Here is a 23,174-nt window from a genome sequence, read left to right on the forward strand (position 1 = left end):
GGTAAGGGTGCCCCGCCCGACGGACGGGCGGGGCGGGTGGCGGTCAGAGCTTGCCTTCGTCCTCGAAGACTTCGGTCCAGTCCGCGATCAGGCCATCCAGCGCCTCTTGCGCGGTGCCCTGATCGGCCACGATGTAGTTGTGCAGCCGTTCCTGCATGGCCAGCAGAAGCTGGGCATAGGCCGGTTCCTGCCAGAAGTCCTGTACGCCGCCCATGGCCTGCAGGAAGTCACCCGCGAAGGGCGCGGTGTTGACGAAGTTCGGGTCGTCCAGCACCGCCTTGTGGCAGGAGTAGCCGCCCATCGACCACCATTTCTTCTGCACATCCGGATTGGCGAACCATTTGATATAGGCCAGCGCGCCATCCATGTTGTCGGTATTCGCCACGACCGAGATGCCCTGCCCGCCAAGGGTAGAGGCCGCGACGTTCTGCGGCGGATTCACGAAGAAATCGATCTTGTCGCCCCCGGTGTTCGGATCGGCGTAAAGGCCGGGGAAGAAGGCGAACCAGTTCATCGCCATCGCCACCTGACCGGATTTGAAGGCATCCAGCGACTGTTCCATATAGGCGTTGTCATAGCCGGGCGGGGTGCCGGTCTTGTAGAGTTCCTTGTAGAATTCCAGCGCCTCGACCGCTTCGGGGCTGTTGACCGCGCCTTGCATGTCATAGCTGCCGGGGCTGTTCTCGTACTTGAAGCCCCAGGCATAGAGCGCGCCGGTCGCGCCCATCGTGATGCCTTCCGACCCGCGTTCGGTGAAGATGGAGGCGCCGTAGACGGTCTTGCCGTCGATCTCGCGGCCCTGGAAGAATTGCGCGATCTCGAGCAGCTCCTTCTGCGAGGTCGGCTCGGCCAGATCGCGACCATACTTGGCCTTGAACTCTTCCTGGATCTCGGGGCGGGCGAACCAGTCCTTGCGGTAGAACCAGCCGTTGGCGTCGCCCATGGCGGGCAGCGCATAATAGTTGGGCGTGCCCTTTGGCCATGTGGAATAGGCATAGACGGTCGCCGGGGCGAAGTCGTCCATGCTGATCCCTTCCTTGTCGAAGAAATCGTTGAGCTTCACGTACCAGCCGTTTTCTGCCGCGCCGCCCATCCACTGGCTGTCGCCGATCAGGAGGTCGCAGAGCTGGCCGCCGGAGTTCAGTTCGTTCAGCATCCGGTCGGCGAAGTTGGGCCACGGCACGAATTCGAAATTCATCTTGATGCCGGACTGCGTCTCGAAGTCCTTGGACAGTTCGACGAGCGCGTTGGCGGGGTCCCATGCCGCCCAGCAGAGGGTCAGTTCACTGGATTGTGCGGACGCCATGCCCGCAACGGAAATCGCCGCCGCCGAGCAGGCGGCAAGAAGTCTGGCCTTCATCGTATTCCTCCCGGTTCATGTCTTTTGATGTGCAGCGTGCCCGTTCGGATAGAACCCCCACCCCCGGGCCTTCTCTGACATGACGATAGGCGCGGGGTGGCGAGTCTGTAAAGGAATTTTTGAGGTACGTTCCTCATTTTCAAACGCGCGCAAGGAACGGTCGGAAAATCCCTTTGAAATCAGGGGTCAGGCCGCGTCGGCGCGTCGGGTTTCGGCGGGGTCGGCGGGCAGGTTCTCGCGGATCACCACCTCGATCCGCAGCTGTTCCTGACCTTCGTCGATCGGCGCGCGGTCGGCCTTGGCGCGCAGGACGCGCAGGGCAGAGCGGGCCAGATGCCCCGGATTCTGCGCGATGACCGCATCGAGATGCCCCGCCAGAAGGGCGGCGCGGCTGTGCGGGGTCAGTTCGTGGCCGATGACGGTGAAGCGGCCCAGAAGGCCCCTGTCGCGCAGTAACCCGGCCAGCGCGCGGTGACCCGAGGCGAGAAGGTAGATGCCCGCAAGATCCGGCGTGGCCGCGATCCGCTCTCCGACCACGGCGCGCAGCATATCCGGGGCGCCGTGGGTTTCGACGGTGGGCAGCACCTCGAGCGCGGGGAAATCGGCCAGCATCACCTCGTCAAAGCCGCGGCGGCGTTCGATGCTGTCGCGCAGGAGCATGGAATCCGCGATGACGAGGACGCGCCCCGTCAGACCGCGGCAGAAGCGGCCCATGAGCACACCGGCCGTTCGCCCTGCGGCATGGCTGTCGATGCCGACGAAATGGTCTCGCCCCGCATTTGGCAGGTCGGAGCCCAGCGCCACAACCGGCACGCCGCGAAGGCGCAGGGCACGGACGGCATCGCGCACCACCGGCGTTTCGGGCGCCATCAATGCGACACCCGCCACGGCGTCAGGCTGCAGCCCGGCCAGATGGGCGGCGAGGACATGCATATCCTCGGGCGGGTAGCGGCGCAGGTCCATCTCGGTCCGGCTGGCGGCGGCAAGGGCTGCGGCCTCTTGCAGAGCGGCAGCGAGGGTGTGGACGAACTGGCTGTCGCTGTCGGGCAGAAGCACGACCATGCGATAGGACCGGCTGCGCGCAAGATTGGCGGCAGCAAGGTCGCGCACATAGCCCAGACGCGCGATGGCGTCATTCACCGCCAAGATGGTCTTGGCCCGCACACCGGGGCGCGCGTTCAGGACGCGGTCCACCGTGGCAAGACTGACGCCCGCCTCGCGCGCGATGTCGTTGACGGTCGGTCTGCTCATCCGTTCCTCCTGCGTCCGCAGTATCACGGTAAAGGATGAGGTGCGTCAATCACGCGCAAAAAGAGACCCGACCACCGGGACTGAGTCGGTGGCCGGGTCCAAGATGTCGGCACGCGGTCAGGCGTGAGCGCGATAAGCGCCGTGTCCGACGAGGCAGACGATGCTTTCTATTCCGGTGGCGGAAATCGGTTTGGGCAGAAACCCGTTCATGCCCGCGTCGAAACAGTCGCGGCGCGTGTCGGGATCGGTCAGTCGGGTCAGCGCCACGATGGGCACGGTCGCGCCACGCGGCGACTGGCGCAGGGCGCGGGTGGCGGTCAGACCGTCGACCCCCGGCATGGACAGGTCCATCAGGATGAGGCCGAAGGCATCGGGGCTGGCGGCGAAGAGTTCCAGCGCCTCTTGCCCGTCTTCGGCCTCAGCCACGCTGTAGCCGCGCGCCTCGATCAGGACACGCGCGACGAGCCGGTTGATCGCGTCGTCATCGACGACGAGGATCTGCGGCCGGTCGCCAGCGGTCGAGGGTTGGTATGCGGTCACGGACGGTTCCTGACGATCTGGATTTTACGTAAATCGGGGATGGCGATCACGAAGGCCCCCTCCAAGAAACTGTCGTCGCAACCGCCATGAAGGAAGGGTGGCGGCATGACGGTGAGTCGTGCAATTCCCCCGAAAGGTAGGCGCGGCTCCTTTGTCCTGTGCGTTTACGTGGATAAACTTTGGTTTATGCAAAGCTGCGAGCCCCTCGCAAAGCGGCGGCGCGGCAGTCGGAACAATTCATGGCATGGCCTGCAATCCGTTTCCGCAAAGGCAACGGGCGCGGGTCCGGGCGGTCAGCGGGCGACTGGGGCCCAGATCACATCGTCGATCCGCGGGGCGGCGGTGGCCAGCATCACCAGACGGTCGAAGCCCAGCGCGATGCCCGAGGCATCGGGCATATGGCCCAATGCGGCAAGAAAATCCTCGTCCAGCGGATAGCGTTCGCCATAGACGCGGTGCTTTTCGTCCATCTCCAGCCCGAAGCGGCGGCGCTGCTCGGCGGGGTTGGTCAATTCGCCAAAGCCGTTGGCGAGTTCGACGCCACAGGCATAGACCTCGAACCGCTCCGCCTCGCGCGGGTCGTCGGCACAGGCGCGGGCAAGTGCGGCCTCGGCGGCGGGGTAACGGTCCAGAACGGTGATGCGGCCCAGTCCGAGATGCGGCTCGACCCGCGTGACAAGAACCTTAGCCAGAAGGTCGGACCATGTGTCATCGCCCGAGACGGCCATCCCCTGCCCCGCCATCTGCGCGGCCAGCCCGTCGCGATCGGTCGCGCCGTCGGGGCGGATCGTGGCAAGAAGGTCAAGCCCCGCATGGCGGGCGAAGGCTTCGGCCACGGAAAGGCGTTCATAGGGAAGGAAGGGATCGCAGGTCCGGTCGCGATAGCGCAGCAGGGGCGTGCCCGCCGCCTGCGCGGCAAGGCGCAGGAAGGCGGCGGTATCCTCCATGAGCACGGAATAGTCCTCGGCCACGCGGTACCATTCCAGCATGGTGAATTCCGGGCTGTGCAGCGCCCCCCGCTCGCGGTTGCGCCAGACATGGGCAAAGGCCGCGATCCGCGTCTCGCCCGCCGCGAGCAGCTTTTTCATCGCGAATTCGGGCGAGGTGTGCAGATACATCCGCCGCGCCGTGCCGTCATGGGCAAGGGCATCGGTGGCGAAGGCGTGCAGATGCGCCTCGTTCCCCGGGCTGACCTGCAGGGCGACGGGGTCCACCTCGGTGAAGCCCTCGGCGGCGAACCAGCCGCGCAGGGCCTGCTGGATGCGGTTGCGCGCCAGCAGCAGCGGGCGGCGGTCGGCATGGCGCGAGGGGTGCCAGAAGGGGGTGTCGGTGGCGTCGGTCACGGCTGCGCTTTCGGTTTGAGATTTGGCGGAATATGCGCTAGGTGCAGCGCCAATCGCCCGCATACCGCCGCAAGGCTTACGCGGGACCATCCGAAACCGCAAGGAAACGACCCGTGAAAGTCATCGCTTCTTCCCTTCGCAAGGGCAATGTCGTCGAAATGGACGGAAAGCTCTATGCCGTGCTCAAGGCCGAGAATTTCCACCCCGGCAAGGGCACGCCCACGACATCGGTCGACATGCGCCGCATCTCGGACGGGGTGAAGGTGTCGGAACGCTGGCGCACGACCGAGATGGTGGAAAAGGCCACCGTGGACGAGCGGGAATACGACTATCTCTACTCGGACGGCGAAGGCTACCATTTCATGGAGCCCAACACCTATGAGCAGCTGACCGCGACCGAGGATGTGGTGGGCGAGGATGCCGTGTTCCTGACCGAAGGCATCAAGGTCTATCTGCGGACCTTCGAGGGCGTGCCGATCGCCTTGGAACTGCCGCAGAAGGTGGTGGTGGAGATCACCGAGACCGAGCCGGTGGTGAAGGGGCAGACGGCGTCGTCCTCCTACAAGCCTGCGATCTGTTCGAACGGGCTGCGCGTGATGGTGCCGCCGCATATCGGCGCGGGCACGCGGATCGTGATCAACACGGATGACCATTCCTATGTGGAACGCGCGAAAGACTGAACCTTCGGCCATGTGGCACGGGAACGGGGCGCCTTGCGGCGCCCTTTTTCATTGCAGCGCCGACAGTATGGCTGCGGCGATGCGGTCGGGGTCCTCCTCGATCCCCATCGTCAGCGCCTCCTCCGCCGTGGGCGGTTCCAGCGTGGCGAACTGGCTGTCCAGCAGCGCGGGCGGCATGTAGTGGCCCTTGCGCGCGGCCATGCGCGCGGCGATCAGGGTGCGGTCGCCCGACAGGTGGATAAAGGTGACAGGGCCGCCCGCGCCCGCGCGGAGACGGTCGCGATAGGCGCGGCGCAGGGCCGAGCAGGCGACCACCACGGGGGCATCCGCCTGCAACCGCGCCGCCACGCGGTCAAGCCACGGGGCGCGGTCCGCGTCGGTCAGCGGAACGCCAGCGCGCATCTTTTCCACATTGGCGGGCGGGTGCAGGTCGTCGGCATCCACGAAGGCCGCGCCCAGCCGCGCGGCCAGCGCCTGCCCGACCGAGGTCTTGCCGCAGCCCGACACGCCCATGATGACGATCCGCCTCATAGCGTCGCCGTGATCCCGCCATCGACATAAAGGACATGGCCGTTCACGAAGGACGCGGCGTCCGAGGCAAGGAAGATCGCCGCGCCCTGCAATTCCTCCACCCTTCCCCAGCGGCCTGCGGGGGTGCGTTTTTCAAGCCATGCCGAAAACCCGGGGTCCGCCACCAGCGCGGCGTTCAGCGGCGTGTCGAAATAGCCCGGCGCGATGGCGTTGCAGGTCAGCCCGTGCCGTGCCCAGTCGGTGGCCATGCCCTTGGTCAGGTTGGCCACTGCCCCCTTCGTCGCCGTATAGGGCGCGATGGAGGGGCGGGCGAGTGCGGCCTGAACGCTCGCGATATTGATGATCCGACCCCGCCCCCGCGCGATCATGTGGCGCGCCACCACCTGCGCCACGGTGAAGACGGCGGTGACATTGACCGACATCAGGCGGTCGAATGCCTCGGGCGGGAAATCCTGCAAGGGGGCGCGGTGCTGGATGCCCGCATTGTTGACAAGGATGTCGATGGGGCCCACCGCCGCCTCGAACCCGTCGATGGCCGCCGTCACCCCCGCACGGTCCGTCACGTCGAAGGGCAGCGTGCGGGCACCCGCAATGCCTGCGGCGGCAGCGGAAAGGCGGCCCGCATCCCGCGCGTTCAGCACCACCTCGGCACCTGCGGCGGCCAGACCCGTGGCCAGCGCCAGCCCGATCCCCTGCGAGGCCCCCGTGACCAGCGCGCGCCTGCCCGTCAGGTCGAAAGCCGCCAGCCCCGCCGCGCTCATCTCTCGCCCCGGCGGTAGGGCTGCATCAGCGCCTCGGGCACCCGCGCGCGGCGGGCGACGAGGATCAAGGCAAGGATGGACAGAAGATAGGGCGCCATCAGGAACAACTGGTAGGGCACGCCTTCCACCACCGTCTGCAACCGCAACTGGAAGGCATCGAACAGCGCGAACAGGATCGCCCCCAGCAGCGCCTTTCCCGGCCGCCACGAGGCAAAGACGACCAGCGCGATGCAGATCCAGCCCCGCCCCTGCACCATGGTCGGGAAAAAGCTGTTGAACGCCCCCGTCGTGAGGAAGGCTCCGCCCAGCGCCATCAGCCCCGACCCCGCCATCACCGCCCAGATGCGGATGCGGTTGGGGTTCAGCCCCTGCGCCTCGACCGCATGGGGGTTCTCGCCGGTCATCCGCAGGGCAAGGCCAACGGGCGTGTGGTTCAGCGCCCAAGCCAGCAGCACGACCAGCAGCATCGCCAGATAGGTGGGCGGCATCTGGGTAAAGACCGCCTCGCCCAGAAAGGGGATCGCGGACAGGCCCGGCACGGCCCAGGGCTGGAAAGGCTCGATCGTGGGGGGAAGGTCGCCCACCTGCACCCAAAGCCGGTAAAGGTAATAGGCAAGGGCAGAGGCGAAGAGCGTGATCCCCAGCCCCGAGACATGCTGCGACAGGCCCAGCGGCACGGTCAGCATGGCATGGAGCCAGCCCATCATCATCCCCGCCAGCACCGCCACGGCCAGCCCCGTCCACAGATCGGCCCCCCAATAGACCGTGAGCCACCCCACCATGGCGCCCAGGGTCATGATCCCCTCGATACCAAGGTTCAGCACCCCCGCCCTCTCGCAGACCAGCGCACCGAGGACGCCGAAGATCAGCGGCGTGGCAATCCGCAGGACCGCCGCCCAGAGGCTGGCATTGGTCAGAATTTCAAGGGCTTCCATCATCGCCGCACCCGATAGGTTGTGAACAGCAGCGCCGCCAGCATGGCCAGAAGCGCCACCGACATGATGACATCCGCGATGAAGGACGGCACACCCGTCGCGCGGCTCATGGCATCGGCGCCCACGAAGATGGTGGCCACAAAGACCGAGGCCGCAACGACGCCCAGGGGATGCAGCGCGGCCAGCATGGCGACCACGATCCCCGCATAGCCGAAGCCGGGCGACATGGTGGTGGTGACATATCCCACCGGACCCAGCACCTCGATCACCCCCGCCAGCCCCGCCAGCCCCCCCGACAGCGCCGCCACCTTCACGAGCGTCGCCGTCAGCGGCACCCCCGCAAAGGCAGCCGCGCGCGGGTTCAGCCCCGCCGCACGGGTTTCGGCGCCAAAGACGGTGCGCGACTGCACCAGCCAGACCACCAGCACCACCACGACCGCCAGCACGATCCCCACATGCAGGCGCGAGCGCGGCACCAGATCGGGCAGCCGCAGCCCCGCCGCCACCGGCACCGATTGCGGCCAGCCAAAGGCCATCGGGTCTTTCAGCACGCCCTCGACCATCAGCCCCACGAAAAGCAGCACCACGAAATTCAGAAGAAGCGTCGTCACCACCTCGTCCACGCCAAAGCGCAGCCGCAGGATCGCGGGCACCAGCAGCAGCAGCGCCCCCGCGGCCATCCCCGCCCCCGCCAGCACCGCCCAGGCCAGCGGCAGCGGCAGCGCCGTGACCGTTGCATGGCCCAGCGCGGCGGCGGCCAGCGCGCCCATGTAGAACTGCCCCTCGCCACCGATATTCCACAGCCGCGCGCGGAAGGCGACCGCGGCGGCCAGTCCGGTCAGGATCAGGGGCGAGGCGCGGGTGAAGGTCTCGGTGATCGCCAGCCGCGACCCGAAGGCGCCCTTGAGCATCTCGGCATAGGCCACCCACGGGCTGACCCCCGCCATGGCGATCAGCCCCGCACAAAGAAGCAGTGCCGCCGCCACGGCGGCAAAGGGCGCGACCAGAAGCGCGGTCAGCGACACATCCTCGCGCCGTTCAAACCGCATGGGACACCCCCTGCGGCGCGGCCCAGACACCCGCCATCATCAGCCCAAGCTTGCGGGCGTCGGCCTCTTCGGCGGGGATCGGCTCGGACAGCCGCCCCTTCACGATGGCCTGCAACCGGTCGGACAGCCCCACCGCCTCGTCCAGATCCTCGGAGATCAGCAGGATCGCCGCCCCCTCGGCGCGGGCCTGCAACAGTTCGGAATGGACGGCGGCGATCGCGCCCTCGTCCAGACCCCGTGTCGGCTGGTTGGCCAAAAGGAAGCGCGGCCCCGCCGCAAGGTTGCGGCCAAGGATCAGCTTCTGCATGTTCCCCCCCGACAGAAGCCGTGTCCGCGTCTCGGGCCCCGCGCCGCGGATGTCGAAGCGCCGGATCAGCGCCGCCGCCCGCTCCTTCGCCGCCGCGCGGCGGACGAAGCCCCAGCGCGACACCTCGTCCAGCCGTTCAAGCACCGCGTTTTCCCAGACCGCCAGATCGCCCACCACACCTTCGGCATGGCGGTCCTCGGGGATGCGGCCGATCCCCATGCGGACGGCCTGACGCGGGGTGAGGCGACCGATGTCGCGGCCCTGAAAGGTGATCGTGCCGCCAACGGGGCGGGCAAGGCCCGACAGGACGCGGCCCAGCATCGCCTGCCCGTTGCCCGAGACCCCGACGATGCCCAGTATCTCGCCCTCGCGCACATCGAAATCCACATGGTCCAGCGCCATGCCACCGCCATGGCTGACCGACAGGCCGCGCGCCACGACGACGGGGGGGCCCGCCTCATGCGCCTGCCGTTTCGGGCGGGCGACGGCGCGGCCGACCATCAGCTCGGCCAGCTCGGCGGGGTTCGTCTCGGCGGTCCTGCGTTCTGCCACGACCTTGCCGCCGCGCAGGACCACCACACGGTCGGATGCGCCCATCACCTCGTGCAGCTTGTGGCTGATGAAGATGATCGACAGCCCCCCCTGCGCCATGCCGCGCAGGATGCGGAAAAGCTGTTCCGCCTCGGGTCGCGCAAGGACGGCGGTGGGTTCGTCGAGGATCAGGATGCGCGCGTCGCGGTAAAGCGCCTTGAGGATCTCGACCCGCTGGCGTTCGCCCACCGACAGGTCGCCCACGCGGGCATCAGGGTCCACGGGCAGGCCGAAGGTGGCCGACAGGTCGCGGATGCGGGCGGCGGCGGCGTCGCGGTTCAGGCTGGTGGACCAGAGCGGCTGTGCACCGATGACGATGTTTTCCAGCACGGTCAGGTTTCCGGCCAACGTGAAATGCTGGTGCACCATGCCGACGCCCGCCGCGATGGCCGCGCGCGGGGTGCCTGCGGGAAGCGGCTTGCCCGCCACCCGCACCTCACCCGCATCCGCCGCGTAATGGCCGAAGAGGATGTTCATGAGCGTCGTCTTGCCCGCGCCGTTTTCGCCCAACAGCGCCAGCACCTCGCCCTTCTGCAGGGAGAGCGAGACGTCGTCATTGGCGGTCAGCGCGCCGAAGCGTTTGGTGATGCCGTCAAGTTCGAGGACGGGAAGCGGGTCGGTCATGGATGGCCTGCAATCGCAAAGGGATAGGGGACGGGGGGCAGCTTTGCCGCGATCCGCGCGCCAAGCGCCAGAAGGGCGCGGTCGGTCCCGTGGCGGGCGGCGATCTGCACGCCCGTGGGACGGCGACCTGCCATGAGCGGCAGGACCAGCGCGGGAAAGCCTGCGGCATTGGCCAGCGCCGCGTGGGGGGCGGTCGCCTCCATCCGCGCGAAATGGGCGGCGGGATCGGTGGCGGTCATATCGAAGCTGCCCGGGGCGGGGGCGCCCTGCGACAGGACGGGGGACATCACGGCGTCGGCGTCGGCCAACCACGCCTCCCACGACGCGGTCAGGATGGCCAGCTCGCGCGAGGCGGCGAAGAGGGTAGTGGCGGGCATCGCCTGCCCTTCGGCCATGACGGCGGCGGCAAGCGGGGACAGGGCGTCGGGCGGGATCGACATCGCGCCCATCCATTCGGCCAGCGAGGCCGACAGGATCAGCCGCGCAAGGGATGCGGCACGGGCGGCGAGCCTGTCGGGCGGGGCGCGTTCGGTGACGGTGGCACCCGTGGCGCGGGCGGCATCGGCGACTCGGCGGGCGGCATCGGCCTGCCCGGGGGCGGTTCCGTCGGGAATGACGAGGGCAAGGCGCGGGGGCGTGGCAATGTCGCGCCGCGCCGTCCACGGGTCGGTCACGGCGTCAAAGGCGGTCGCCACGTCGCGGACAGAGCGCGCAAGCACCAGTTCGGCGGCCAGTCCCATCAGCCAGTTGCCATGATCCGGCCCCTGCGGCACCACCCCGCGCGAGGGTTTCAGGCCCACCAGACCGCAACAGGCGGCGGGCACGCGGATCGACCCCGCCGCGTCGGTGGCATGGGCGATGGCAACGATCCCGCCTGCCACCGCCGCCGCCGCCCCGCCCGACGACCCGCCGGGCGAGAGGGTTTCGTCCCAGGGATTGGTCGCGGGGTCCGAGGTCAGGGCCAGCCCGAATTCCGGCACGGTGGTCAGCCCGAAGGGCACCAGCCCCGCCGCGCGGAAGCGGGCGAAGAGGTCGCTGTCGCGTCTCTTGTCACTCCCGCTCTCCAGTGCGGCGGACCCTGCCTGCGGCGTCAATCCGGCTGCACCGGACCCGAGATCCTTTCCCAGAAAAGGCACGCCGCCGAAGGGGCCCGTCGGCCGCAGTTCCGCGTCCCTACGGCCCATGGCGGGGTCAAGCCGCGCGATGGCACCGAAGGGGCGCGTGGCCGCCGCCGCCAGCGCAGCCTCCATCACCGCGGAGGCGGTGGTGGCACCTGCGGCGATGGCGGCGGCGAGGGACGTCGCGTCCTGCAAGATCAGGCAGGCTCGTTCGCGTCGATCGGCACCTCGAAGGTTCCCGCGGCGATGGCGGCCTTCTTCTCCTCCATCGCGGGGACGGCGTCGGCGGGGACTTCCCCGGCCACGTAGATCAGCTCGTTCCCGCCGTATTTCATGAAGGAATATTCGGTGTAGTCGCGCCCGACCGGCTTGCCTGCCACCACATCGGCCACGATCGCCTCGATCGTCGGGCGATAGTTCCAGATGGCATTGGCGAAGACCGTCCCCGGATAGCGCGGCGTGTAGTCGATCAGCGACCCGATGGCCTTGGCCCCCCGCTCTGCCGCGCCGTCCGCCGTGCCGATGCGTTCGCCGAATAGGATATCCGCGCCGCCGTCGATCTGGGCGACCGCGGCCTCTTTCGCCTTGGCCGGATCGAACCACGCGCCGATGAAGCCGTTGAGGAACTTCGCCTCGGGGTTCACTTCCTTGACCCCCATGCGGAAGGCGTTGATCAGCAGGTTCACCTCGGGGATCGGATAGCCGCCGACCGACCCGAAGGTTCCGGTCTTGGACATCTTGCCCGCCAGCATGCCGGCCAGATAGGCGGCCTCGTGGTTGCGCGTGCCGAAGACGCCGAAATTGTCACCCTCGGGCCCGCCCGACGAACCCATGAGGAAAGCCGTCTCGGGGTAATCGGCTGCCACCGCCCGCGCCTCGGCCTCGACGGCATAGCTTTCGCCCCAGACCAGCTTCGCGCCACCTTCTGCATATTCCCGCATCGCGCGGGGGTAGTCGGTCGCGGCGACACCTTCCGAGAATTCGTATTCGATCAGCCCGTCGGCGGCAGCAGCCTGCATCGCGGCATGGATGCGCGAGTTCCACGCGTTTTCCACCGGCGAGGCATGGACGCCCGCCACCTTGATCGCGGTCTGGGCATTCACGCGGCGGATATAGGCGGGCAGCGCCAGCGTGGCGGCGGCCCCCATCAGAAGCGTACGGCGTGTGGTCGAGAAGGTCATGGCAGCTTTCCCTGTTGGTTGGTCTTTTGGTTCAGTCTTCGGCAATCGGGGCGTAATCGGCGGGATCGACCGTGTCAGGCCGCCCCGCCAGCGACAACCGCGCCATGCGCGGCGCGGTTTCCGACAGGACGCGGCCCTCGCGGATCACGGCAAGACGCGTGGCCTTCATCCGCACCGCCTCGATCGGGTCGCGGGCCTGAAGGACCACCATCGAGGCAGGCCCGCCCTCGCGCAGCGTCGGGTCGGGCAGGCCCATGGCCAGATGCCCGTTCACGGTGACCGAGGTGAAGGCCCAGGCCATCGCCTCTCGCGAGGTCATGGGGGCGGCATGGATGCCCATATGCGCCACCTCCAGCATGTCGGCGGAACCCAAGGGATACCACGGGTCCATCGTGCAATCCTGCCCGAAGGCGACATTCACCCCCGCCGCCCGCAGTTCCGGCACCCGCGTCATGCCGCGCCGTTTGGGATAGGTGTCGGACCGGCCCTGAAGCGTGATGTTGATCAGCGGGTTGGGGACGATATGCACCTGCGCCTCGGCGATCAGCGGGATCAGCTTCGAGGCATAGTAATTGTCCATCGAATGCATCGACGTGCAATGCGACCCAACCACCCTGCCCTGCAGCCCCAGCCGCACGGTTTCCGCCGCCAGCGTCTCGATATGGCGGCTCATCGGATCGTCGCTCTCGTCGCAATGCAGATCGACGGGCAGGCCCCGCTCTGCCGCGATCTCGCAGAGCGCGCGCACGCTCTCGGCCCCTGCCTGCATCGTGCGTTCGAAATGCGGGATGCCGCCCACCACATCCACGCCCATATCCAGCGCGCGGATCAGGTTCCGGTGCGCGGTCGGGTCGCGGTAAAGCCCGTCCTGCGGGAAGGCCACGAGTTGCAGGTCGATATAACCCGCTACCCGCTTCCTCACCTCCAGAAGCGCCTCCACCGCCGTCAGACGGTCGTCGCAGACATCGACATGGGTCCGGATCGACAAAAGCCCCTGCGCCACCGCCAGATCGCAATAGCGCAGCGCCCGCTCCATCACCGCCTCGGGCGTGAGCAGGGGCTTCAATTCTCCCCACAGCGCGATTCCCTCCAGCAGCGTGCCGGACCGGTTCAGGCGCGGCAGGCCGAGCGACAGGGTGGCATCCATGTGGAAATGCGGGTCCGCAAAGGGCGGCGCGACCAGACGCCCGCCCGCCTCGATCACCCGCGCGGCGGGTTCGTCGATGCGCGGTGCGATGCGCGCGATCCGGCCGTCCCTGACCGCAATGTCGACGGGGGTCTTGCCCGCAGGCAGACGCCCCGCCCTGACCAGCAGATCGAGCATGTTTCTCCCCGTATGTCCCGCCGCTTGCGACCCTAGGGGGAAGCGCGGCTTTTGTGACCGGAACAAGGGTTATCAGCATTTACCCTTCGGTCAAAAAAGATTCTTCTGCGAAATTTCTGTGCAGGGCAAAGGGCTTCGTGCCGAAAGCGGCAGCAGGGCGCGGGCGGTGGGACCGAATCTGGCACCGCTGCCGTCATGCGCCCCCTGCCGAGGGGGCGGGGCGGGGAACCGCGGGGCCGGTGGCGCGGTTTTCGGGGGCGGTTCCAGCCGTGCCCACACAGGAAAGGCCCCATGATGCAGCATGATGAAGACGACCTCCGCCGCCGCGCCTATGCGATCTGGGAACGCGAGGGTCGCCCCGCAGGGCGCGAGGCGGATCACTGGGAACGGGCGCGCCGTGAGAGCGCGGCATCGGCACGACCGGAGCGCGGGGGCAGAGCGGAAACGGCGCCAACTCAGCAGGGATCGGGGGGCGATGCAGGATCAGACGCGCAGGGCGCACCGCGCGCAGGCCGCGGCAAGGGGCGGCGCGGCGAATCATCTGGCAGCGGGGAGAAGGGTTAACCGCCCCGCTCGTTGCGGCTTTACCGTTTCCGGCAACCGGTCAGAGGCCGGAACACCACCGGCTTTGGCGGGCATTGTCGCGCAAAGGAACAACAATCCCCCCTTGGTTGTGGGCCATGCGGGATTGTTGTGATTGCGCGCATATTTATGCTAACCTTCGGCAATGCGGTCCGGCCCGGACTGCGTCGGGGGAAACCCCGCACTCTGCGCGTCAAAGGTGGGGGCCTTTTGCGCTGCGGGGCGGGCCAAGACAGAAACGACCTAGCTGCCGGTGACTGTTATGGTGTTTACGAGTGTCGGCCCCGCCCGTTCCGGCGGCCTTATTGCGGATATGTCCGCCTGCCCCCTTGCCCGTGGCGCATGGACCGGAGGTCGCGCATGGGCTTTCTGACCCCGCCTGACCGTCTGGCCACCGCCCCCTCTGCCGAGGTGCAGGCGCTGGAAATCGTCATGCTGTCGCAGGGGCTGCGCCTGCAGATCGGTCCGCATCCCGACGATCTGTGCCGGATCGAGGACCTGTCGATCGGCGAGGCGGTCTGGGACATCGCCGCGCAGCGGCTGGTCGATATCGACGCGATGGCCTGCGCGACGCTGGACGGCGAACAGCTTGCCGATCTGGGCCTGCGGCCGATGCCGGTTCCGGCCCCGCACGGGCTGGGCTTCCTTGCGCTCGCCTCGACCCGTCTGGTGCAGCGCGACAGCCACCCCGCCCCTGCCACAGGCGGGGCGCAGGTGTTCTTCCGGCTCTGGCCCGTAAGCCGCCTTGTCGCCGAGATCGAGGGACGCCCTGTCCTGATCCGCAGCGCCTGACCGCTTGCCCCGCCTGCGGCTTTGCGGGCAGGATGGAGGGGCGCACAGACAGGGAACGGACAGGGCATGGATATCCGCTGGCTCGAGGATTTCGTGGCCCTTGCCGCCTTGCGGAATTTCACCCGCGCGGCCGAATTCCGGAACCTGTCGCAGGCGGCCTTTTCGCGCCGCATCCAGTCGCTGGAGCATTGGGTGGGTACGGGGCTGGTGGTCAAGGGATCGCAACCCGTGCGGCTGACCGAGGCGGGGGTGCAGTTTCTGGAGGAGGCGCGCACCTCGGTCGACCGGTTGCTCGAGGCGCGCGCGGCCATCCGCTCGGGCCAGTTCGAGGTGATGAGCCAGATCCGGCTGGCGATGCCCAATGTTCTGGCGCGGTCGGATTTCCGGCAGGTGCTGGGGCGGATCGGGCGGGGCAAGCAGTCCTTTTCGGTGCTCGTGGGCACGACGGCCGAGGTGACGGCGCGCTATCTGGCGGGCGATGCGGATATCCTGCTGGTCCATACCTGCCCTGCCCTTCCCCTTCCCGAAGGCCTGGCGGCGCAGGACAGGCTGGTACTGCGGGCCGACCGCTTTCTGCCCTATACGGCGCGGGCGGCGGGGGATTTCGGCTTTCCGGGAACGCCGAAGGCGCCCTTTCCGCTGATCGCCTATGCACGGCGGGCCTATTTCGCAGAGCTGTTCGAACATGTCCTGTCGCGCGCGGGCCAGCCCGCCGCCTATCGCATGGCCGTGCAATGCGACATGTCCGATGTGCTGAAAGAGGTGATCGTGGCGGGCCATGGCGTGGGCTGGCTGCCCGAAAGCGCGGTGGACCCTGCCAGTGCCGCACTCATCGCGCCGGTGGGCGGGCCTGCATGGGAAGTGCCGCTGGAAATCTGTGCCTTTCGTCCGCCGCGCGGGACGGGGCCGCAGGTCGATGCCCTGTGGCGTGCGCTGCAGGGCGGGGGGTGATCCCTGCGCGCCTTGCATCGGCCATGCAGCCTTTGCATTGGACCTGCGGCGCGCAGAGGCGCACCCATCGGGCAGACACTGCCGGAAGGGACAGTCCATGCATCACGACCTGCGCCGCGAGGAAGACAGCCTTGGCCAGATGAGCCTGCCCCGCACCTGCCTGTGGGGGATCCATACCGAACGTGCCATCGCGAATTTCCCGATCTCGGGCCTGCCGCTGTCGCATTTTCCCGAATTCATCCGGGCGCTGGGCTGGGTGAAGAAGGCCGCCGCGCGGGCCAATCTGCGGCTGGGCGTGCTGGATGCCGGAAAGGCGCGGGTGATCGAGGAGGTCTGCGACGACATCATCGCGGGCCGCTGGCACGAGGCATTCCGCGTCGACATGATACAGGGCGGGGCCGGTACCTCGACCAATATGAATGCCAACGAGGTGATCGCCAATCTGGCCCTGCTCAAGATGGGGCACAGCCCGGGCGATTATGGCCGGATGCATCCGAACGATGACGTGAACCGGTCGCAATCGACCAATGACGTCTATCCCACCGCCATGCGCCTTGCCATCGTGGCGCAATGCGAGGGGTTCGGCGCGGCGCAGCGGCGGCTGGCCGATACCTTTGCGGAACGGGCGGCGGCCTTTGCCCATGTCCGCAAGATCGGCCGGACGCAGTTGCAGGATGCGGTGCCCATGACGCTGGGACAGGAATTCGCAGGCTTCGCCACCACGATCCGCGAGGATGTGGAGATCATCGCGCGGCTCTCGGGGTTGCTGCTGGAGGTGAACCTGGGCGGCACGGCCATCGGCACGCGGGTGAACACGCCCGACGGCTATGCCGAGGCGGCGGTCGAAGAACTGGCGCGCGTGTCGGGTCTGCCCGTGAAGCTTGCGACGGACCTGATCGAGGCGTCGTCGGATTGCGGGGCCTATGTCACCTTTTCCGGCGTCCTGAAGCGCATCGCGGTGAAGCTGTCCAAGATCTGCAACGACCTGCGGCTGCTGTCCTCGGGGCCGCGCTCGGGGTTCAACGAGATCCGTCTGCCTGCGGTGCAGGCGGGGTCGTCGATCATGCCGGGCAAGGTCAATCCCGTGATCCCCGAGGTGGTCAATCAGGTGGCCTTCCAGGTGATCGGAAACGACCTGACGGTGACGATGGCGGCCGAGGCGGGGCAGTTGCAGCTCAATGCGTTCGAGCCGGTGATCGTGCTGAACCTGCTGCAATCCATGCGGATCCTGATGCAGGCGATGGACACGCTGGCCAAACGCTGCGTCAGGGGGATCGAGGCCAATGTGGCACAATGCGAGGGCGCGCTGGAGAACAGTCTGGTGATGGCGACGATGCTGGTGCCCCATATCGGCTATGCCCGCGCGGCCAGCGTGGCAAAGACGGCCCTGTCGGAAGGGTCCACCGTGGCCGAGACGGCCGTGCGTCTGGGCTATGCCACAGCCGACGAGGTTGCGGCAATGCTGGCGGGATAGCGGCGGCGGGCCTGCCCCGCCGCGCGCGGGGGTCAGGCCGTGATGAAGTCGCGCACGAAGGACGTGGCGGGGCGGGCGCGGATGTCGGCGGGGCGGCCCACCTGTTCGATCCGGCCCATGGACATGACCACGACCAGATCGGCCAGTTCCATCGCCTCTTCCTGATCATGGGTCACGAAGACCGTGGTCAGGCCGGTCTCGTCATGGATGTCGCGAAGCCCCTGACGCAATTCCTTGCGTACCATGGCATCCAGCGCGCCGAAGGGTTCGTCCAGCAGCAGCATCCGCGGCTCGATGGCCAGCGCACGGGCCAGCGCCACGCGCTGGCGCTGCCCGCCCGACAGTTGGGACGGATAGCGCGCGCCGATGTCGGGAAGCTGGATCAGGTCAAGAAGTTTCGTCACGCGGCGGGCGATCTCGGCCTTGGCGGGTCGGGTCGCGCGCGGGCGGGCGTTCAGGCCATAGGCGATGTTGTTGAACACGGTCATGTGCCGGAACAGCGCGTAGGACTGGAACACGACACCGGCGCGGCGGTCCTGCACGCTCAGCCCTGTGGCGTCCTGCCCGTCGAAGAGCACGCGCCCCGCCGTCGGAAATTCCAGCCCGCCAAGAATCCGCAGGAGCGTCGTCTTGCCCGAGCCGGAAGGGCCGAGCAGCGCCACCAGCGCGCCCGAAGGGATGGAGAGCGACACCGGATGCAGCGCCGCCGTGGACGCGAAGTGTTTGGAGATTCCGTCGATTTCGATATGCATGGCGACCCCTTCAGTGGCGGTGCGTTGCGGCAAGCTGGTCTGCGTGACGCAGTTCCAGCACGGTTTTGAAAAGCAGGGTGACAAGGGCAAGCACGCTCAGCACCGCTGCCAGCGAGAAGGCCGCGACCGAGAGGTATTCGTTGTAAAGCATCTCGATCGTGATCGGCATTGTGGCGGTCTGGCCGCGGATCTTGCCCGACACGACGGCGACCGCCCCGAATTCGCCCATCGCGCGGGCATTGCACAGAAGGACACCGTAAAGGAGCGCCCAGCGGATGTTGGGGAGGGTCACCGTCCAGAAGGTGCGCCAGCCCGAGGCACCCAGCGTCAGCGCCGCCTCTTCCTCGGCGCGGCCCTGTTCCACCATCACGGGGATGAGTTCGCGGGCAACGAAGGGGAAGGTGACGAACATCGTGGCCAGAACGATCCCCGGCAGGGCGAAGACGACGGGATAGCCCTGCGCCACCAGCCAGCCGCCCAGCGCCGAATTGGCGCCGAACATCAGCACGATGCATAGCCCCGCCACGACCGGAGAGACGGAGAAGGGCAGGTCGATCAGCGTGATCAGCACCGCCTTGCCGCGGAAGTCGAACTTGGTGATGAACCACGCGGCGGCGATGCCGAAGGCCGCGTTCAGCGGCACCGCGATGGCGGCGATGGCCAGCGTCAGGCGGATCGCGGCCTGCGCGTCGGGATTGCCAAGACTGGCCAGCGCCGCGGTCACACCGTCGCGCAACGCCTCGGCAAAGACGGCGACGAGCGGGGCAAACACCAGAAGTCCCATCGCCAGAACGGCAAAGCCCACCAGCAGCCATCGCGTCAGGGGGTGTTCGGTGGTGGCGGGGCGGAACCCCGCCGGATGCGTGATGTCAGACATGGCCGATCCTCCTGCGGCTCCAGACCTGGATCAAGTTGATCAGCAGGAGCATGGCGAAACTGACAAGCAGCATTGCGATACCGATGGCGGCGGCGGCGTCATAGTCGAATTCCTCCAGCCGGATGACGATCAGCAGGGGCGCGATTTCAGTGATCAGCGGGATGTTTCCCGCGATGAAGATGACCGATCCGTATTCGCCCACGGCCCGCGCCAGCGACAGGGCGAAGCCCGTCATGGCGGCGGGGGCCAGCATCGGCAGGATCACCCGCCGGATGGTATGGCCGCGCGAAGCCCCCAGCGTGGCCGAGGCTTCCTCCACCTCGCGCTCGATCTCCTCGACCACGGGCTGGACGGTGCGGGTGACGAAGGGCAGGCCCACAAAGACAAGGGCAAGGAAGATGCCCCATTGGGTATAGGCGATCTGCCAGCCGATGGTCGCGGCAAGCGATCCGAAGGCACCGTTGGGCGCATAGAGCGCGGTCAGCGCGATGCCCGCCACGGCCGTGGGCAGGGCAAAGGGCAGGTCCACGGCCGCATCCAGCAGCCGCCGCCCCGGAAAGCGGTAGCGCACCAGCACCCAGGCCAGCACCACGCCCAGCACGAGGTTGAACCCTGCCGCGAAGAGCGACAGCCGGAAGGACAGGAAAAGCGCGGCCCAGACACGCTCGCGGTTCACGACATCCCACATATTGGCGAAACCGAAGGTGGCGCCCTTTGTCAGAAGGGCACCGATCGGCAACAGGACGACAAGACACAGCATCGTCAGCGTGATCCCCATGCTCAGGCCCAGCCCGGGCATGGGGGATCGGTGGATCAGGGGTCTGCCCATCCTGCGCGCTCCTTATTTCGCCACGTAGATCTGGTCGAAGATGCCGCCGTCGCCGAAATGTTCGGGCTGCACCTTGGCCCATCCGCCGAAGGCGTCGATGCCGACCAGTTCCAGTTTCGGAAAGCGCGCGACATCGGCGGGATCGGCCTTGGACGTGTCCCAGCCGCGATAGTAGTGCTTCCAGACGATGGCCTGCCCTTCGGGGGAATACAGAAAGTCCAGATAGGCCGTCGCCAATTCGCGCTGCGCGTCCGAGGTGATGTTGCCCTCGACCAGCGCCACCGGCGGTTCGGCCAGAACCGAGACGGAGGGGACGACGATGTCGAAGCGGTCCTCGCCCAGTTCCTTCAGCGCCAGATAGGCCTCGTTCTCCCATGCCAGCAGAACGTCGCCGATGCCGCGCTGGGCAAAGGTCGTGGTCGATCCGCGCGCGCCGCTGTCGAGGACGGGCACATTCCGGTAAAGCGCGCCCACGAATTCCCTCGGGTCACTGCCGTTCTTCTCGGCCCAGGCCCAGGCGGCCAGATAGTTCCACCGCGCCCCGCCCGAAGTCTTGGGGTTGGGGGTGATGACCTGCACGCCGTCCGCCACCAGATCGCCCCAGTCGGTGATCCCCTTGGGGTTGCCCTCACGGACGAGGAAGACGATCGTCGAGGTATAGGGCGAGGAATTGTGCGGCAGTTTCGACTGCCAGTCCGCGGGGATCCTGCCCGTCCCGGCGATCTTGTCGATATCCGAGGCCAGCGCCAGCGTCACCACCTGCGCCCCGAGCCCGTCGATCACGGCCCGCGCCTGCGCGCCAGAGCCGCCATGGCTGGTTTCGATCCCGGGGGCGTCCTTGCCGTCGGCCAGCCATTTCGCGGTGAAGGCTTCGTTGATCTCGCGGTAAAGCTCGCGCGTCGGGTCGTAGCTGACGTTGAGCAGGGTCTCGGCCTGCGCGGCCTGCGGGGCCGCGCCAAGGCCCGTCAAGGCAAGGGCGACCGCGGTCAGCGCCGCGCGAAAGGCGCGGGGCAGCGGCCAGCCGCTGAGGCGTTCGCGCCCCGTCTCGATGGTGACGCTGCCGTCAAGGTGTTCGGCAACGCGCAGCCCGCGGGCCGTGAGGTTGCCGCCGATGCGGATGGTGGTGGGCATGGATGTCTCCTGTCGGATGTCCGGGCGGGGGTGCCATGCCTTAAATAACGACAGAGTTGATCGGGTATTTCAAAGGAAAATTCACGCTAAAGTTTGTCGTGAATACGGAAGGATTTTCTCCGACTGGCCCGCCCGCCGCAGGGGCTGCCCCACCCTGCCCGCTGCGCGCACCCGCAAGACAAGAAACAGGGTGCCGGGTCGGAGGGGAGGCAGCATGCGGCCCGATGGCCCCTGCCCCGCGAATGGGATTCGATCCGCTTGCCCAGACCGCCCGTCAGATAAACGACAAAACCGGTAGACATTTTGTTGTTTCTCTGCATCCTTGGCACCGAAGCGACCCTTATGCCAGTGGAAGGCGGGACCAGATGATCGAACTCGACCTGATCGACCGGAAGATCGTGACCGAACTGATGCGCGACGCGACACTGCCCATCGCGCAGATCGCGGACAGGGCCGGTCTGTCGCAAACCCCTTGCTGGAAGCGTATCCAGAAGCTGGAAGCCTCGGGCGTCCTGACCGGACGCGTCGCGCTTGCCGATCCCGCCAAGCTTGGCTTCGGGCTGACGGTCTTTGTGGGGATCGAGGCGCCGGACCATTCCGCCGACTGGCGCGAAGCCTTTTCGGCAGCGGTGGAGGCCATCCCCGAGATCATGGAAGTCCACCGAATGGCAGGCGAAATGGATTACCTGCTGCGCGTGGCGGTGCGCGACATGGCGGCCTTCGACGCGCTTTACAAACGGCTGACCGATGCGGTGCCGATCAAGAACGTCACCAGCCATTTCGCGATGGAGCGGATGAAGTTCACCACCGCCTATCCGGTCGACAGCCGCAACCGGTAGGCGCGCTCAGTGCCCGCCGCCCCCCGCCGCCACCTCGGTTTGCAGGGTGATTTCGGGGATGCGCCCTGCCGGGGGCGTGTTGCGGCTGCGATGGCTGCGGACCACGCCGTCGATCACCGTCATGCCGACGCCGGGCAGGTTGCCAAGCTGGATCGACTGGAGGATCGTCTTGCCCGGTGCGTGCTGCGCCTGGTCCATCAGCACGAAATCGGCGCATTTGCCCGCCTCGATCATCCCAGTGTCCAGATCGCGCTGGCGCGCCGTGTTGCCGGTGGCAAAGCAGAGCGCGACTTCCGCCGGAACATTGCCAAGGCTCGACAGCATCGCAACCATCCGCAGGATGCCCAGAGGCTGCACGCCCGAACCGGCAGGGCCGTCGGTGCCAAGGATGATCTGGTCCAGTTTGCCCAGCTCGCGCGCGGTGTTCAGCGTCAGCAGCGCCGCGCGTTCATTGCCGTTATGGACGATCTCCAGCCCCGCCTTGCAGCTTTCGCACAGGCAGATGATCTGGTCGTCGGGCAGGGCGGAATGGCCGCCGTTGATATGGCCCACGACATCGGTGCCGGTTTCCAGTACCATGTCCGCGTCGATCAGCCCCGATCCAGGGATGGACGGGCCGCCGGTGTGGATCGTGCTCTGGATGCCGTATTTGCGCGCCCAGTCGACCATCTGCCGCGCGGTCTTGCCGTCCTTCACGGTGCCCAGACCGACCTCGCCCAGCAGTTTCACGCCTGCCGCGGCAAGTTCGCGGAAATCCTCCTCGACCATCCCGTGTTCGATGATCGGCGCACCCGCCATCACCTTGACGCCCGAGGGGCGGAAATTCTCGTACCAGCGCTGCGCCGCGATCGCCATCGCCTTCAGACCCACGATGTCGCGCGGACGGCCGGGCATATGCACCTCGCCCGCCGAGATGAGCGTGGTGACACCACCATGCAGGGTGCTGTCGATCCAGTGAAGCTGCTGCTGGCGCGGGGTGTAGTCGCCCACGACGGGGTGGACATGGCTGTCGATCAGGCCCGGGGCCAGCGTGCAGCCATGCGCGTCGATCACCGTCGTGGCACCTTCGGTGTCCATGTCTGCCTCGCGGCCCCATGATTCGATCTTGCCGTCCACGGCGATCAGGCAATCGGCGTCCAGCACCGGCGCCTCCATCCGCCCCGACAGCATCAGCCCCACGTTCCGGATCACAAGTCTTGCCATGGCACCCTCCGCGAATTGTTTGAAGGCTAACGAATAACGGGCAAAGGCCAAAGCCTTTTTCGCGCGCCCTGCCCGCCCCTGCCCCGACGGCGCCAGTTGGTCACGCCGCCCCTTTTGTTGCGCGGCCAAGCGGCTAGAGTGGGGATAAG

General features: G+C 67.5%; 23 protein-coding genes. 6 read left to right on the forward strand and 17 right to left on the reverse strand.

Features of this window, described 5'->3' with window-relative positions:
• Window positions 1-43: 43 nt before the first annotated feature.
• The 4 genes from GU927_RS12310 to epmA form a co-directional block, all read right to left on the reverse strand.
• Entirely contained in the window at window positions 44-1,360 is a 1,317-nt protein-coding gene (locus GU927_RS12310; RefSeq protein ID WP_161762752.1) for an ABC transporter substrate-binding protein, read from the reverse strand.
• Between the two features lie 186 nt (window positions 1,361-1,546).
• Complete coding sequence (locus GU927_RS12315) at window positions 1,547-2,611, reverse strand: LacI family DNA-binding transcriptional regulator (protein ID WP_161762753.1); 1,065 nt, start codon at window positions 2,609-2,611, stop codon at window positions 1,547-1,549.
• Window positions 2,612-2,728: 117 nt separating this feature from the next.
• The gene (locus GU927_RS12320; RefSeq protein WP_232489208.1) at window positions 2,729-3,151 is read right to left on the reverse strand and encodes a response regulator; all 423 of its coding nucleotides are present in this window, start codon (window positions 3,149-3,151) and stop codon (window positions 2,729-2,731) included.
• A gap of 293 nt (window positions 3,152-3,444) precedes the next feature.
• The gene (gene epmA, locus GU927_RS12325) at window positions 3,445-4,494 is read right to left on the reverse strand and encodes an EF-P lysine aminoacylase EpmA (protein ID WP_232489209.1); all 1,050 of its coding nucleotides are present in this window, start codon (window positions 4,492-4,494) and stop codon (window positions 3,445-3,447) included.
• A 113-nt stretch (window positions 4,495-4,607) separates the two neighbouring features.
• On the opposite strand from epmA, the gene efp reads away from it, so the two are divergent.
• A complete protein-coding gene (gene efp / locus GU927_RS12330) occupies window positions 4,608-5,174 on the forward strand; it encodes an elongation factor P (protein WP_161762755.1) in 567 nt (188 codons plus the stop codon).
• A gap of 48 nt (window positions 5,175-5,222) precedes the next feature.
• On the opposite strand, the gene GU927_RS12335 is transcribed toward efp, so the two are convergent.
• The 8 genes from GU927_RS12335 to GU927_RS12370 are packed head-to-tail and all read right to left on the reverse strand — an operon-like array spanning window position 5,223 to window position 13,595.
• Window positions 5,223-5,705, reverse strand: coding sequence for a gluconokinase (locus GU927_RS12335; RefSeq protein ID WP_217765620.1), 483 nt, complete (start codon window positions 5,703-5,705; stop codon window positions 5,223-5,225).
• Window positions 5,702-6,466, reverse strand: a complete 765-nt coding sequence (locus tag GU927_RS12340; protein ID WP_161762756.1) for an SDR family oxidoreductase — start codon at window positions 6,464-6,466, stop codon at window positions 5,702-5,704. The genes GU927_RS12335 and GU927_RS12340 overlap by 4 nt, the downstream gene beginning before the upstream one ends.
• Window positions 6,463-7,404 carry an ABC transporter permease gene (locus GU927_RS12345; RefSeq protein ID WP_161762757.1) on the reverse strand — a complete coding sequence of 314 codons (942 nt, stop codon included), beginning with the start codon at window positions 7,402-7,404 and terminating at the stop codon, window positions 6,463-6,465. Before GU927_RS12345 ends, GU927_RS12340 begins: the two co-directional genes overlap by 4 nt.
• Window positions 7,401-8,450: an ABC transporter permease gene (locus tag GU927_RS12350; RefSeq protein ID WP_161762758.1), complete on the reverse strand. Its 1,050-nt coding sequence runs from the start codon at window positions 8,448-8,450 to the stop codon at window positions 7,401-7,403. The genes GU927_RS12345 and GU927_RS12350 overlap by 4 nt, the downstream gene beginning before the upstream one ends.
• Window positions 8,440-9,972: an ABC transporter ATP-binding protein gene (locus GU927_RS12355; RefSeq protein WP_161762759.1), complete on the reverse strand. Its 1,533-nt coding sequence runs from the start codon at window positions 9,970-9,972 to the stop codon at window positions 8,440-8,442. Before GU927_RS12355 ends, GU927_RS12350 begins: the two co-directional genes overlap by 11 nt.
• Window positions 9,969-11,285, reverse strand: a complete 1,317-nt coding sequence (locus GU927_RS12360; protein WP_217765622.1) for an amidase family protein — start codon at window positions 11,283-11,285, stop codon at window positions 9,969-9,971. The genes GU927_RS12355 and GU927_RS12360 overlap by 4 nt, the downstream gene beginning before the upstream one ends.
• Window positions 11,286-11,287: 2 nt before the next feature.
• Complete coding sequence (locus tag GU927_RS12365; RefSeq protein ID WP_161762760.1) at window positions 11,288-12,271, reverse strand: BMP family protein; 984 nt, start codon at window positions 12,269-12,271, stop codon at window positions 11,288-11,290.
• Between the two features lie 31 nt (window positions 12,272-12,302).
• Window positions 12,303-13,595 carry an amidohydrolase family protein gene (locus tag GU927_RS12370; RefSeq protein ID WP_161762761.1) on the reverse strand — a complete coding sequence of 431 codons (1,293 nt, stop codon included), beginning with the start codon at window positions 13,593-13,595 and terminating at the stop codon, window positions 12,303-12,305.
• A gap of 294 nt (window positions 13,596-13,889) precedes the next feature.
• Between GU927_RS12370 and GU927_RS20690 the strand changes: the two genes are divergently transcribed.
• The 4 genes from GU927_RS20690 (at window position 13,890) to GU927_RS12390 (ending at window position 17,394) form a co-directional block, all read left to right on the forward strand.
• Window positions 13,890-14,159 (forward strand): DUF2934 domain-containing protein, encoded by a 270-nt coding sequence (locus GU927_RS20690; RefSeq protein WP_217765628.1) that lies wholly within the window; start codon window positions 13,890-13,892, stop codon window positions 14,157-14,159.
• A 378-nt stretch (window positions 14,160-14,537) separates the two neighbouring features.
• A complete protein-coding gene (locus tag GU927_RS12380) occupies window positions 14,538-14,969 on the forward strand; it encodes a hypothetical protein (RefSeq protein ID WP_161762763.1) in 432 nt (143 codons plus the stop codon).
• Between the two features lie 66 nt (window positions 14,970-15,035).
• Window positions 15,036-15,920 carry a LysR family transcriptional regulator gene (locus GU927_RS12385; RefSeq protein ID WP_161762764.1) on the forward strand — a complete coding sequence of 295 codons (885 nt, stop codon included), beginning with the start codon at window positions 15,036-15,038 and terminating at the stop codon, window positions 15,918-15,920.
• A gap of 97 nt (window positions 15,921-16,017) precedes the next feature.
• The gene (locus GU927_RS12390) at window positions 16,018-17,394 is read left to right on the forward strand and encodes an aspartate ammonia-lyase (RefSeq protein ID WP_161762765.1); all 1,377 of its coding nucleotides are present in this window, start codon (window positions 16,018-16,020) and stop codon (window positions 17,392-17,394) included.
• 32 nt (window positions 17,395-17,426) lie between these two features.
• Here the strand turns inward: GU927_RS12390 and GU927_RS12395 are convergent, their stop codons facing one another.
• From GU927_RS12395 to GU927_RS12410, 4 genes are read right to left on the reverse strand one after another with little or no spacing between them, the layout of a single operon-like run.
• Complete coding sequence (locus GU927_RS12395; RefSeq protein ID WP_161762766.1) at window positions 17,427-18,146, reverse strand: sulfate/molybdate ABC transporter ATP-binding protein; 720 nt, start codon at window positions 18,144-18,146, stop codon at window positions 17,427-17,429.
• 10 nt (window positions 18,147-18,156) lie between these two features.
• Window positions 18,157-19,023: a sulfate ABC transporter permease subunit CysW gene (gene cysW, locus GU927_RS12400; RefSeq protein ID WP_161762767.1), complete on the reverse strand. Its 867-nt coding sequence runs from the start codon at window positions 19,021-19,023 to the stop codon at window positions 18,157-18,159.
• The gene (gene cysT / locus GU927_RS12405; RefSeq protein WP_161762768.1) at window positions 19,016-19,852 is read right to left on the reverse strand and encodes a sulfate ABC transporter permease subunit CysT; all 837 of its coding nucleotides are present in this window, start codon (window positions 19,850-19,852) and stop codon (window positions 19,016-19,018) included. The genes cysW and cysT overlap by 8 nt, the downstream gene beginning before the upstream one ends.
• Before the next feature lie 12 nt (window positions 19,853-19,864).
• A complete protein-coding gene (locus GU927_RS12410) occupies window positions 19,865-20,983 on the reverse strand; it encodes a sulfate ABC transporter substrate-binding protein (protein ID WP_161762769.1) in 1,119 nt (372 codons plus the stop codon).
• 365 nt (window positions 20,984-21,348) lie between these two features.
• On the opposite strand from GU927_RS12410, the gene GU927_RS12415 reads away from it, so the two are divergent.
• A complete protein-coding gene (locus GU927_RS12415) occupies window positions 21,349-21,822 on the forward strand; it encodes an Lrp/AsnC family transcriptional regulator (RefSeq protein WP_161762770.1) in 474 nt (157 codons plus the stop codon).
• 6 nt (window positions 21,823-21,828) lie between these two features.
• Here GU927_RS12415 and GU927_RS12420 read toward each other — a convergent pair whose 3' ends face one another.
• Complete coding sequence (locus tag GU927_RS12420) at window positions 21,829-23,025, reverse strand: amidohydrolase family protein (protein ID WP_161762771.1); 1,197 nt, start codon at window positions 23,023-23,025, stop codon at window positions 21,829-21,831.
• Window positions 23,026-23,174: the final 149 nt, after the last annotated feature.

The sequence above is a fragment of the Paragemmobacter amnigenus genome, assembly GCF_009908265.2.
GTDB classification, from domain to species: Bacteria; Pseudomonadota; Alphaproteobacteria; order Rhodobacterales; family Rhodobacteraceae; genus Paragemmobacter; species Paragemmobacter amnigenus.